Annotated in this window: 12 protein-coding genes, 1 tRNA gene and 1 riboswitch; of the genes, 8 read left to right on the top strand and 5 right to left on the bottom strand. The window is 40.9% G+C overall.

Annotated features, from left to right (window positions below):
* Nucleotides 1–2 precede the first annotated feature (2 nt).
* A complete protein-coding gene (locus tag ACVBD2_RS05840) occupies nt 3–3,050 on the top strand; it encodes a pneumococcal-type histidine triad protein (RefSeq protein ID WP_461685369.1) in 3,048 nt (1,015 codons plus the stop codon).
* A 36-nt stretch (nt 3,051–3,086) separates the two neighbouring features.
* Here the strand turns inward: ACVBD2_RS05840 and pepT are convergent, their stop codons facing one another.
* Nucleotides 3,087–4,310: a peptidase T gene (gene pepT, locus ACVBD2_RS05835; protein WP_042902311.1), complete on the bottom strand. Its 1,224-nt coding sequence runs from the start codon at nt 4,308–4,310 to the stop codon at nt 3,087–3,089.
* 152 nt (nt 4,311–4,462) lie between these two features.
* Here pepT and hemH point away from each other — a divergent pair, with 152 nt between their 5' ends.
* Entirely contained in the window at nt 4,463–5,557 is a 1,095-nt protein-coding gene (gene hemH / locus ACVBD2_RS05830; RefSeq protein ID WP_461685368.1) for a ferrochelatase, read from the top strand.
* Between the two features lie 41 nt (nt 5,558–5,598).
* Here the strand turns inward: hemH and mscL are convergent, their stop codons facing one another.
* Both mscL and ACVBD2_RS05820 read right to left on the bottom strand, forming a co-directional pair.
* Entirely contained in the window at nt 5,599–5,979 is a 381-nt protein-coding gene (gene mscL, locus ACVBD2_RS05825; protein ID WP_125399543.1) for a large conductance mechanosensitive channel protein MscL, read from the bottom strand.
* An 84-nt stretch (nt 5,980–6,063) separates the two neighbouring features.
* Nucleotides 6,064–6,495 carry a GtrA family protein gene (locus ACVBD2_RS05820; RefSeq protein ID WP_461685367.1) on the bottom strand — a complete coding sequence of 144 codons (432 nt, stop codon included), beginning with the start codon at nt 6,493–6,495 and terminating at the stop codon, nt 6,064–6,066.
* 28 nt (nt 6,496–6,523) lie between these two features.
* A riboswitch (PreQ1 riboswitch) is annotated at nt 6,524–6,620 on the top strand.
* Here ACVBD2_RS05820 and ACVBD2_RS05815 point away from each other — a divergent pair.
* The 4 genes from ACVBD2_RS05815 (at nt 6,618) to dapA (ending at nt 9,726) form a co-directional block, all read left to right on the top strand.
* A complete protein-coding gene (locus tag ACVBD2_RS05815) occupies nt 6,618–7,127 on the top strand; it encodes a QueT transporter family protein (protein ID WP_461685366.1) in 510 nt (169 codons plus the stop codon). It overlaps the preceding riboswitch by 3 nt.
* Nucleotides 7,128–7,232: 105 nt before the next feature.
* A tRNA-Thr gene (locus tag ACVBD2_RS05810) sits at nt 7,233–7,305 on the top strand.
* A gap of 357 nt (nt 7,306–7,662) precedes the next feature.
* Nucleotides 7,663–8,739, top strand: coding sequence for an aspartate-semialdehyde dehydrogenase (locus ACVBD2_RS05805; RefSeq protein WP_461685365.1), 1,077 nt, complete (start codon nt 7,663–7,665; stop codon nt 8,737–8,739).
* 51 nt (nt 8,740–8,790) lie between these two features.
* Entirely contained in the window at nt 8,791–9,726 is a 936-nt protein-coding gene (gene dapA, locus ACVBD2_RS05800; RefSeq protein ID WP_461685364.1) for a 4-hydroxy-tetrahydrodipicolinate synthase, read from the top strand.
* Nucleotides 9,727–9,768: 42 nt separating this feature from the next.
* Here the strand turns inward: dapA and mnmE are convergent, their stop codons facing one another.
* Nucleotides 9,769–11,142: a tRNA uridine-5-carboxymethylaminomethyl(34) synthesis GTPase MnmE gene (mnmE, locus tag ACVBD2_RS05795; protein ID WP_461685363.1), complete on the bottom strand. Its 1,374-nt coding sequence runs from the start codon at nt 11,140–11,142 to the stop codon at nt 9,769–9,771.
* Nucleotides 11,143–11,277: 135 nt separating this feature from the next.
* Nucleotides 11,278–11,460 (bottom strand): 4-oxalocrotonate tautomerase, encoded by a 183-nt coding sequence (locus ACVBD2_RS05790; RefSeq protein ID WP_054363450.1) that lies wholly within the window; start codon nt 11,458–11,460, stop codon nt 11,278–11,280.
* A 121-nt stretch (nt 11,461–11,581) separates the two neighbouring features.
* On the opposite strand from ACVBD2_RS05790, the gene ACVBD2_RS05785 reads away from it, so the two are divergent.
* Nucleotides 11,582–12,181 carry a thymidine kinase gene (locus tag ACVBD2_RS05785; protein WP_461685362.1) on the top strand — a complete coding sequence of 200 codons (600 nt, stop codon included), beginning with the start codon at nt 11,582–11,584 and terminating at the stop codon, nt 12,179–12,181.
* Nucleotides 12,171–12,650 carry a GNAT family N-acetyltransferase gene (locus ACVBD2_RS05780; RefSeq protein ID WP_213988512.1) on the top strand — a complete coding sequence of 160 codons (480 nt, stop codon included), beginning with the start codon at nt 12,171–12,173 and terminating at the stop codon, nt 12,648–12,650. The genes ACVBD2_RS05785 and ACVBD2_RS05780 overlap by 11 nt, the downstream gene beginning before the upstream one ends.
* Nucleotide 12,651: the final 1 nt, after the last annotated feature.

The following is a 12,651-nucleotide window of genomic DNA, read 5'->3' as shown; positions in this document are numbered from 1 at the left end:
AAATGAAGAAGAAATACCTTACAGCAGGATCGGCTCTTGTCCTTTCCCTAAGCCTTTGCATCTATGCATTGAACCAACACCAGGTAGAAGGAAACAAAGATAATAACCGTGTGTCTTATGTCGATGGGAAGCAAGATTCTCAAAAAACAGAGACCCAGACACCAGATCAAGTTAGCAAAAAAGAAGATATTCAGGCTGAACAAATTGTCGTGAAAATCACCGATCAAGGTTATGTGACTTCACATGGTGATCATTTCCATTATTACAATGGTAAAGTTCCTTTTGACGCGATTTTCAGCGAAGAACTGTTGATGAAAGATGCCAATTATCAACTGAAAGACGCTGATATTGTCAACGAAATCAAAGGTGGCTACATTATCAAGGTTGATGGTAAGTATTATGTCTACCTTAAAGATGCGGCTCATGCTGATAATATTCGTACGAAGGAGGAAATTGAGCGCCAAAAACAAGACCATACTCACGACGCACCAACTTCTAATAGTGCAGTGGCGCTTGCTCAATCTCAAGGTCGCTATACAACTGATGATGGCTACATCTTTAATCCTTCTGATATTATAGAGGATACTGGAGATGCTTATATCGTACCTCACGGTGGACATTACCACTACATTCCAAAGAGTTCCTTGTCTGCTAGCGAATTAGCTGCTGCCCAAGCCTACCTCTCTGGAACTAGAACTCAGCAGAGTGTGACTAACTATCGTCCTAGTCCAAACGAAACTGGTCAAACTACCAACCAAAGTCAACAGGCTGAAACACCAAGTAATCAAGCTGAGAGTCTTCAGAGTCTATTGCAACAGCTCTATGCTCTTCCAAGTAGTCAACGTTATGCTGAATCAGATGGCTTGATTTTTGACCCTGCTAAGATTTCAAGTAGAACGCCGAGTGGTGTGGCGATTCCTCACGGAAATCACTATCATTTCATCCCATATACAAAACTTTCTGCCTTGGAAGAAAAGATTGCGAGTATGATTCCTTTATCTAGCGACGGTGGGAAGCCAACACCTTTGGAAAATCCAAGCAAACCAACAGAACATCCAGCTCAACCAGATCATCATCATGACCAAGACGGTAACCATGGAAGTCAGGATACCAACCACGAAGATCATGACCATGATGGAGAGGAGCATGACCATCACCACGGTGAAGAACATGATCATGGTTTTGCAGCTGACCGTGTTATTAGTGAAGATGAGCAAGGGTTTGTAGTTTCTCATGGAGATCACGCTCATTATTTCTTTAAGAAGGACTTGACTGCAGCCCAAATCAAAGCTGCCCAAGATCGCTTGAAAGAAAATCATCAGTCTCAGCACGTTCAACCACTTGCAAAGACTGTGGAAAGTTTCTCAAGAGATGCTAGCGATGAAGAAAAAATCAAGTATATCTCACAGACCTACGGAGTACCGCTTGAAGCGATTCGCATTTCAAATGGATTCTTTGTCTTTGGAAATCCGGATCAAGCCTATGATCCAACCCATATCCATCCTTATGCTGTTCGAAAAGAACATGTTCGTATTCCTCTCCAAACTGGAAATCCAGAACTGGATTTCCTAAATGAACTTTATACGACTGCCCTACGTGATGGGGTGTCTCCTTATAGTTTGCAAGTAGAGAATGGTAGTTTTGTGATTCCTCACGGTGATCACAATCACTACATTAAGGTTCAGACAAAGGGCTATGAAGTAGCTTTGAAAAATAAGATTCCGGCCCTACAATCGACCTATCAACCTGGAGCATTTGATGAACAAACAGTTCTATCTAAGGTGGATCAACTTTTAGCAGATAGCAGAAGTCTCTACAAAGACCAGCCAATCATGCAGAGACGGGTTGAACTTGCTTTGGGGCAGTTCACCGAAAATATGAAAAAATTGGCAACAAACTCAACTGCTGGATATCTAACATCCTTGGATCTCTTTGATAAACAGTATATCCATGTGGATCAAAGTGTGGCACCGGTTGAAACTTCACCTTTAGATAAGAAGTACCAAGCCCTTGTAGATAAGATCAATACACTGGATACAGATACTTATGGCTTGCCTAAGAAAGATCTCTTAGTACATTTGCAGGAAGCAAAACTAGCACAGGATGAGACAGAGTTGACTGCGATTGAAGCGAAACTGCAGGCCTTGCAAAATTTCCGAGATCGGACAGGGGTTACAACAGTAGAGTACATCAAGTACTTCTACGAACATGTGTCTGATGGTCGTTTGAGAGAAGAACTTCGGAACCGTGTTGCCAAGTTGACATGGGAACTTTACCAGTCACAATCTTTCCTCAAAGCAACCGACTTGAACAAGTTATTCCCAACTATTTACCAAACTAAGTTAGAAGTAGAAGAAGCTCTCAAAGAAGAACCCGTTTCTACAAAAGTTGGTAAGACTATTCTAGATACGGAAAAAGTAGATAGTCAAACTGCTAAGACCGCCATCTATGAATTCCTAAAAGAACTCTACGGTGATTTTATGCCAGAAGAGCGGGTTAGTCATGTTAAGAAGGAAGAAGTGGATGCTCTCCTAACTAAAGCTGCTCAACTCCTAGCACGTGTCAAAGAAGATGGTGTCAAACAATCCCTAGCTGAAGAAGCAGCTAATATCAAAGCGGCTACTGAAAAGGAAAATGCAGACCTTGACGAAGCTAAAACACAACTTGAGGATCTCTTGAATCGTATTGCAGCGACTATCCAACGAGAGAAAAAAGAAGCAGAACAAGATCCACAAACGGTGATTATCTACCAAAAACTCTATAATATCTTGCTCTCTCTTCACAAGTACTTAGAGGATAACAAAGGATCCGATGCTGACTTTGAACGTGTTGATGGCCTATTTGATCAACTTGCAGCCAAAAGTAGTGATAAAGAAGGCCTCCTCACTCTAGCTAAAGAAATCATTAGCTTGAACCAGGAACTCCGTTCAAAAGCAAGTAAAACTGATAGCCAATCTAAGTCTGAGAAAGACAGTGAAACAGCTGCTTCTAAACCAACAGAAAAGCAAGCGCAAAGTGAGTCTGAGACAAGTGCTCAACCAAATGAATAAAAAGAAAGGCGAAGTAGCTGAGCTACCTCGTCTTTTTTAGTCTTTATAAGATACAATGCCAATGATGGTATCCACCGCACGCTCCATAGTCTGAAGGCTGACGTATTCAAAACGTCCATGCATGTTTTCACCACCAGCAAAGATATTTGGAGTTGGGATACCCATAAAGGAAATCTTAGAGCCATCTGTTCCACCACGAATTGGTTCAATAATTGGCGTGATACCTAAATCTTCCATAACATCCTTAGCAATGGTAACGGGTGTCATGTCTTTCTCAATGACTTCCTTCATATTGTAGTACTGGTCTGTCAGAGTCAAGCTAACGCGATCATTCCCAAGCTCTTGATTCATCTTATCAGCAATAGACTGCATAGCTGCTTTACGAGCTTCAAAGGAATCCTTTTCAAAGTCACGAATGATGTAGCTTGTACGCGCCTCCTCTACACTACCTGACACATCCATAAGATGATAGAAACCTTGGTAACCATCTGTTAGTTCAGGTCGGTCATTCTCAGGAAGTTGATTATGAAAATCAATCGCTAGCTGAAGTGCATTGACCATCTGACCTTTAGCAGTACCAGGATGGACATTGCGCCCTTGGAAATGAAGCTCAGCAGCTGCTGCTGAGAAAGTCTCGTACTGAAGTTCTCCTAGCGGACCACCATCAACAGTATAGGCAAAGTCAACGTCAAAATCTTCTGCATCAAATTTGTTAGCTCCAACGCCAATTTCTTCATCTGGACCAAAACCAACTCGAATCTCACAGTGTTTGATTTTGGGATGAGCAGTCAGGTATTCGATAGCAGTCATAATTTCAGCAATCCCAGACTTGTCATCAGCACCCAGCAAGGTCGTTCCATCAGTTGTGATAAGCGTTTGGCCTTGATATTTCTCAAGGCTCTTGAAATCAGCAGGATCGAGTTTAAATCCAGAATCACCCAAGTCGATAGCTCTACCATCGTAATTTTCGATGACTTGCGGATTAACTCCCTCAGCATTAAAATCAGCAGTATCCATGTGGGAGATGAAGCCAATCTTGCGTGACAAGCTTGGATCGTTTGCTGGTAAGGTCCCAATAGCAAAACCATTTGGAAGGTAGTAAACGTTTTGCAGACCGACACGTTTCATTTCAGGAATAAGAACATTGGTCGCAAAATCTACCTGGCTTTGCGTACTTGGAGTAGTAGTAGAGTATTCATCAGAACGCGTATTAACCTTAACGTAAGTCAAGAAACGATCTAAAAGGTTCGGATAAGTCATAAAAACTCCTTTAATATCATTTTTTTCATTGTATCATAGAATGGAGAGAAAGACAAAGAGAAGTAAATAAAAATAAAATGAATGAAAGCGTTTATTTATTATATATTTCATGGTAAAATGGTAATTGAAAAAAATATCACAAGGACATATCGATGAAAAAAGCAATTTTAATGATGACATTCGGTTCGCCAGAAGAGATTACCTTTGAGAGTGTGGCGGATTTTTTTACCAATATTCGTCGTGGAGTTAGACCCAAAGATCACGAGATTCAGACTCTCTATGACAATTATGTTCGTATAGGTGGTACGCCCCTGCAGAGGATTACACGTGAGGAGGTCAATTTAGTCAAGGAACGTTTAGGAGAAGAGTATGGCATCTACTTTGCCAACAAATTTTCTCGGCCCTTTATCCCTGATGTGATCAAGCAGATGGAGGCTGATGGTGTTGAAGAGTGTATTTGTTTGATTTTAGAACCACATTATTCCTTCTACTCGGTTATGGGGTATGAAAAGTTTCTGGAGAGCCAGCAAATCCGGTTTTTAGTCATTAAGGATTGGTATCAGCAACAGTCTTTGTTGGACTTCTGGACAGATGAGATTAGCAAAATTTTACGGAACGATGTGGGAGAAGAGTCTTTTAAGGTAATTTTCTCAGCCCATAGTGTTCCAATTTTTGCCTTGGACTTTGGAGATCCTTATATCGATCAGATTTTTGATAATAGCAAGCTAATCGCTGAACAACTCGGATTGACGGGCGATCAGTATACCAATACTTGGCAGAGCGAAAGCGATATTGGAATCCCTTGGATCAAGCCAGATGTACTCGAGTATCTGAGAGAACAGAAACAACATCCAGAGCATTATATTTTTGTACCAATTAGCTTTATCAGTGAACATATCGAAGTTCTTTTTGATAACGATGTAGAATGTTATGAATTATGTCAAGAATTAGGTGTCACCTACCATCGACCACCTATGCCAAACACAGACTCTCGTTTAATTGACGCTTTAGTTGATACTGTAAGAGCCAATGAACAAAAAGAATTTAAGGAATTTCTCCCAGAAGAAGAAACCTTTGACGAGCTAGCTCCGTCAGCCACCACTAAGGATATTATGGAGGAGACAGACGACCTCCAGATGCCAGAATTTGTGAAAAAACTCATTGAGAAAAAAGGCCGTGAAAATGTGAAGATGCCTTACTTGATTAAGAAAATGCTAGAAAAGGCTGGTAAGTTGCCGAAAGACTAAAGAAAAAAGGATTTAGCATGAAGCTAGATCCTTTATTTGTCTTATTTTTTCTCAAGAAGATCTTTGATTTCTTGAAGGACTTCAAGTTCAGTTGGAGCAGCAGGTGTATCTTCGGCTGGCTCTTCTTTCTTAGTAAGGTTTTGAGCTTTTTCAACAGCTTTGATAACGAAGAAAAGGACAGTGCCAATCACTAAGAAGTTGATAACAGCACTCAAGAAGCTACCATAACCAACACCATTCCATGAAAGTTCAGCGATGCGTTCAACGTTCGCCGCTTTCAAAGCTGGGTTCAAGATAAGTGGAGTGATGATGTCATTTACAAGTGAAGTAACGATAGCACCAAAAGCAGAGGCGATGATCACACCGACAGCGAGGTCAACGACATTGCCACGAAGCAAAAATTCTTTAAGATCTTTTAACATTTTCATAATTTCCTTTCAAAAACTAATCTTAATTGTACCTGAAATACCTAGATATTGCAACCTTAATGCTTAATGACATCCATTTCATTTATAAAAAACGTATACTTTACTAAAAATATAGTTAAGAATGATAATCAAAATCTGCGCAATTAGAGTTTCGATGGTATTGACCTGATCTAGTTGATCGTTGACAAATTGCCCGATAATATCGGGATAAGATGTAACAAAGATATAAGTTAAAAGAACGTCAAGACCAAGAGTAGAGAGACGAGCTAAGAAAAACTTAGCCAGGCGAGTCGGCCAATTCTTTCTCTTTTGCTTAAAGACGATGGTGTCATTTGTGATAAAGGCAAAGAGAATCCCAATGATATTTGCGAGTACGGTTGCTAGGATTTCCTGGTGACTGATATGGTAAATAAGCAAACGTGATAAAATCGAGATCAGAGTAGTAGCTCCACCGAAAAATAAGTAGGAGAGGATTTCGTTATCAAAGAAAGTTTTTATTAGTTTTTTCATGATTTTAGTATAGCATAAAGCTGGCTATTATGCTATACTGGTAAGGTTGATTCAATCAACCCTTGGTGCTTAGCTTCTTTCACCAAGCATATTTTACGCGGGAAACCGCCAAAGGAGAAAACATGAAAAAATTAACTGTTCGTGATATGGCAGATATTGCTATCGTTGCTGCTATCTATGTGGTTTTGACCATCACCCCACCCCTTAATGCCATTAGCTACGGTGCCTACCAGTTCCGTATTTCTGAGATGATGAATTTCTTGGCCTTTTACAATCCCAAATATATCATCGGTGTGACGATTGGTTGTATGATTGCTAATTTCTTTAGCTTTGGTCTAATAGATGTCTTTGTCGGTGGGGGATCTACCCTAGTTTTCCTTAGTCTAGGTGTATGGCTATTTAGCAAGTACAAGAAAGACTATCTGTTCAATGGTTTGATTCGTAAAGATCATTTCTTCTTTTCAATCCTCTTCTCAATTTCAATGATTACCATTGCAGCTGAACTCCGTATCGTTGCAGAGGCTCCATTCTTCTTTACATGGTTCTCTACTGGAATTGGTGAGTTTGCATCACTTATCGTAGGTGCGATTCTGATCAATAAACTGGGACAGCGAATCGATCTTACAAAATAAGAAGTTTATAAGCTAGATTCTTGCTAAATCTAGCTTTTTTCATTCCATAAAATTAAAAGAGAGCGCTTGACAAGAACATAGAACTATAGTATACTTTTTAGGTAAGCTGATTTAGCTCAGTTGGCAGAGCGCATCCATGGTAAGGATGAGGTCGCCGGTTCAATCCCGGCAATTAGCATGATAGAAACGAAATGACCTTGGGAAGCCAAGGTTTTTCTTATACTTCTGTGATAATGAAGCTAAAGAGTTTTGGCTGTTGACAAAAGTGCCCCTATCTAGTAGAATAGTAGTTGCGATGAGTCGATAGGTAGTCTTCGGATTACTATTGAGCATAAGGAGGTCATAACGCAGGAGCGGACCTTGATGAGTTGTGTGAACCTGCTCATCACATGAAGATGCCTCTTAGTCCCTGGTCAATGACTAGGGATTTTTAATTTTCAGAAAATAGAACCCAAAAATGCTTTTCAATTTCTGGAAAAAGTAGTATAATACATCTATTATAGAAATTTTTAGAAAATTCCGAAAGAGGTTATTTATGGGATATACAGTTGCTGTAGTCGGCGCGACAGGTGCTGTCGGAGCTCAGATGATAAAAATGTTGGAAGAATCAACGCTTCCAATCGATAAAATTCGTTACCTTGCTTCTTCACGTTCAGCAGGCAAGACTCTGAAATTTAAAGACCAAGATATTACGATTGAGGAAACGACTGAGACAGCTTTTGAGGGCGTTGATATTGCACTCTTCTCAGCAGGTGGTTCGACATCAGCTAAGTATGCACCATACGCAGTTCAAGCTGGAGCGGTAGTAGTAGATAACACATCTTATTTCCGTCAAAATCCAGATGTTCCTTTGGTTGTTCCAGAAGTCAATGCTCACGCACTTGATGACCACAACGGAATCATTGCCTGCCCTAACTGTTCGACAATCCAAATGATGGTGGCGCTTGAGCCTGTTCGTCAAAAATGGGGCTTGGACCGTATCATCGTTTCAACTTACCAGGCTGTTTCAGGTGCAGGTATGGGAGCGATTCTTGAAACACAACGTGAACTTCGTCAAGTATTGAATGATGGTGTGACCCCACGTGATTTGCATGCGGAAATCTTGCCTTCAGGCGGTGACAAGAAACACTATCCTATCGCCTTTAACGCTCTTCCACAAATCGATGTCTTCACTGACAATGATTACACTTACGAAGAGATGAAGATGACCAAGGAAACGAAGAAAATCATGGAAGATGATAGCATCGCAGTGTCTGCAACATGTGTTCGTATTCCAGTCTTGTCAGCTCACTCTGAGTCTGTTTATATCGAAACAAAAGAAGTGGCTCCAATTGAAGAAGTGAAAGCAACCATCGCAGCCTTTCCAGGTGCAGTTCTGGAGGATGATGTAGCTCATCAAATCTATCCGCAAGCTATCAATGCTGTTGGCTCACGTGATACCTTTGTTGGTCGTATCCGTAAAGACTTGGATGCTGAAAAAGGAATCCATATGTGGGTTGTTTCAGATAACCTCCTCAAAGGTGCTGCTTGGAACTCAGTTCAAATCGCAGAAACGCTTCACGAACGTGGATTGGTTCGCCCAACAGCTGAGCTGAAATTTGAATTGAAATAATGGTTTAGGAGTTCGGATGAACTCCTTCTTTGAAATAGAGAGGTGTTTCACATGTCTTATCAAGATTTAAAAGAGTGTAAAATCATCACGGCCTTCATTACCCCCTTCCATGAGGATGGTTCCATTAACTTTGATGCTATTCCTGCCTTGATTGAGCATTTGTTGGCCCATCATACAGATGGTATTCTGCTAGCTGGAACTACCGCTGAGAGTCCTACCTTGACTCATGATGAAGAGTTGGAACTCTTTGCGGCTGTGCAAAAGGTTGTCAATGGACGTGTTCCTTTGATTGCGGGTGTAGGGACCAATGACACACGTGACTCTATCGAATTTGTCAAAGAAGTCGCAGACTTTGGTGGTTTTGCTGCTGGTCTTGCTATCGTGCCTTACTACAATAAACCTTCTCAAGAAGGGATGTATCAGCACTTTAAGGCGATTGCGGATGCTTCGGACCTACCCATTATCATCTATAACATTCCAGGGCGTGTGGTTGTCGAATTGACTCCAGAAACCATGCTTCGCTTGGCTGATCATCCAAACATCATCGGTGTCAAGGAATGTACTAGCCTGGCTAATATGGCTTACTTGATTGAGCACAAGCCAGAAGAGTTCTTGATCTATACTGGTGAGGATGGAGATGCCTTCCATGCCATGAATCTTGGTGCGGATGGGGTTATTTCTGTTGCCTCTCATACAAACGGGGATGAGATGCACGAGATGTTTACTGCCATTGCAGAAAGCGATATGAAGAAAGCAGCTGCTATTCAACGGAAATTCATTCCTAAGGTCAATGCGCTCTTCTCTTATCCAAGTCCTGCTCCTGTTAAAGCAGTACTTAACTACATGGGATTTGATGCTGGACCAACTCGTTTGCCATTGGTTCCAGCACCAGAAGAAGATGCCAAACGCATTATCAAGGTCGTTATTGACGGCGACTATGAGGCAACAAAGGCAACTGTAACAGGTGTCTTAAGACCAGATTACTAATAAAGACTATAAAATCCATGACCAAATTATCATGGATTTTTCTTATTTTCCTAAACAGAATTGGCTAAAGAGTTGTGTAATGAGTTCATCAGGAGCAGCATCACCCGTGATTTCTCCAAGGATTTCCCAAGTACGGGTCAAGTCAACTTGCAACAAATCAACTGGCATACCCAGATCAAGACCTTCATTAACAGCTTGTAGGCTTTCAACAGCCTTTTCAATCAAGGAAATATGACGGGCGTTTGACAAGTAAGTAGCATCTTGATCGACCAAACCAGCATTTTCAAAGAAGAGGTTGTTGATGTGCTCTTCAATTTTATCGATGTTTTGGTTTTTAAGGACTGAAATACGGATGACATCTTCTGGAAGTTCAGAAGTTTCAATCGCTTCTGGCAGGTCAGTTTTGTTAAGCAGAATAATGCGATTAGTATCTTGGCTGATTTCTAAGAGTTGGCGATCTTGGGCGGTCAGTGGTTCACTGGCATTTAATACTAGTAGTACCAAGTCAGCTTCCTTGAGGGCTTTTTTCGAACGCTCGACACCGATTTGTTCGACGATGTCATCTGTTTCACGGATTCCAGCTGTATCAATCAATTTAAGTGGAACACCATTGATGTTGACGTATTCTTCGATGACATCACGGGTAGTACCAGCGATATCTGTTACAATAGCCTTGTCTTCACGAAGGAGATTGTTGAGAAGACTGGATTTCCCAACATTGGGACGACCGATGATAGCAGTGGAAATTCCTTCACGAAGGATTTTACCACGACGTGCTGTTCTAAGGAGATTTGTTAGCAATTGTTCAAACTCCATAGTCTTTTCACGGACAACGGCAGTAGTGGCTTCCTCAACATCGTCATACTCAGGATAGTCGATATTGACCTCAACTTGGGCAAGAGTATTGAGGATTTCTTGACGGGTATTGTTAATGAGATCAGAAAGGGAGCCGTCTAATTGCTTAACTGCAATATTCATGGCCTTGTCTGTCTTGGCACGAATAATATCCATCACTGCCTCGGCCTGTGTCAAGTCCACACGACCATTTAGGAAGGCACGTTTGGTAAATTCACCAGGTTCTGCCAACCGAGCTCCTTCACGGATAGCCAGCTGGAGAATTTCATTGGTCACCGCAATCCCACCGTGGGTGTTAATCTCGATAATATCCTCACGAGTGAAGGTCTTTGGAGATTTCATAGCCCCAACCATAACCTCGTCCATAACCTTACCAGTCAAAGGATCAATAATATGCCCGTAGTTAAGAGTATGGCTAGCAACCTTACTCAAGTCTTTTCCTTTGAAAATTTTTTGCGCAATGGCAAAACTGTCAGTTCCACTCAGGCGGACAATACCAATGGCCCCTTCTCCTAGTGGCGTAGAGATAGCAGCGATGGTGTCAAATTCACGTGTAATCATAATGTTTCCTTTAATTAATTGCTCTTTTCCTGGAATATTCCAAGTCTCTTTTCAAATTGTAACAAATTTAGGCTATTTCTTCAATGGATGCTACTTGGAGATTGAAAAAGCCTAAGCAAATCTGCTTAAGCTAGTTTATTTGGTGCGCATTTCTCCTTGAGGGAAGTAAGTTCCTTCAGGCATGTCATTGATGATGACATGGACAGCAGATTGAGGTGCTCCAGTGTTACGAACAACAGCTTCCGTTACTTCCTTAGCAAGAACTTTCTTTTGCTCGAGCGTGCGTCCTTCAAATAAATCGATGCGTACAAATGGCATAATAGTTTCCTCCACTAGTTTTGATTTCTTCTATTTTACCACATTTTGCCGTTTAAAGCTTCAGAAAATTATGATATACTAGAATGTAGCAAAAATTTAGAAATGGACGTGAAAAAATAGCATGGCACAGTTGTATTATCGTTATGGGACCATGAACTCTGGTAAGACGATTGAGATTCTCAAGGTGGCCTATAACTACGAGGAGCAAGGAAAGGGAGTTGTGATTATGACTTCTGCTCTGGATACGCGTGACGGTGTCGGCTATGTATCTAGTCGGATTGGCATGAAACGCCCAGCCATTGCGATTGAGGAAACGACGGATATCTTTGGCTTTATCCAAGACTTACCTGAGAAACCATACTGTGTGTTGGTCGATGAGGCACAGTTTCTCAAGCGTCACCATGTTTACGACCTAGCTCGTGTTGTGGACGAGTTAGACATACCCGTCATGGCATTTGGTTTGAAGAATGACTTTCGCAATGAACTGTTCGAAGGTTCCAAACACCTCTTGCTTTTAGCAGATAAGATTGACGAAATCAAAACCATCTGTCAGTATTGTAAGAAAAAGGCGACTATGGTACTCAGAACCCTAGACGGAAAGCTTACCTATGAGGGCGAACAAATTCAGATTGGTGGTAATGAAACCTATATCTCGGTTTGCCGTAAACATTATTTTGCGCCAATGATATCATCTAATAAGGAGCAAAACTATGACAATTGAACTAAGAGATGTTACAATGGGAAATTATTTTGATGTTTTGAATTTGGATGTCAAGGAATATCAAAAACAATTCATTGCAACCAACGCAATTAGTTTAGCTGAAGCATATGTCTACACTAAAAATGGAGATTTTGTAGCTCCATTGGCAGTTTATGATAATGATGCAATTATAGGTTTTGTGATGATAGCTTATGATAAAAAGATCGGAATTAGTAGTGGAAATTATTTACTATTTCGTTTTATGATTGATAAGAATTTTCAAAATCAAGGATATTTTAAACCAATTATGGATAAAGTGCTGGACTATGTTCGGACAGCGCCAGCAGGTTTAGGCAATAAACTTTGGTTGTCTTATGAACCAGAAAATGAACATGCAAGATCTTGTTACCTCAGTTATGGATTTAAAGAAACTGGGGAAATATTTGAGAACGAAGTAGTAGCAATCTATGATTTAACAATTGAGAAATAAG

It is taken from the genome of Streptococcus sp. KHUD_018, assembly GCF_054861215.1.
The sequence above is the reverse complement of the archived record's forward strand: the minus strand, read 5'-3'. Positions and strand labels throughout refer to the sequence as shown.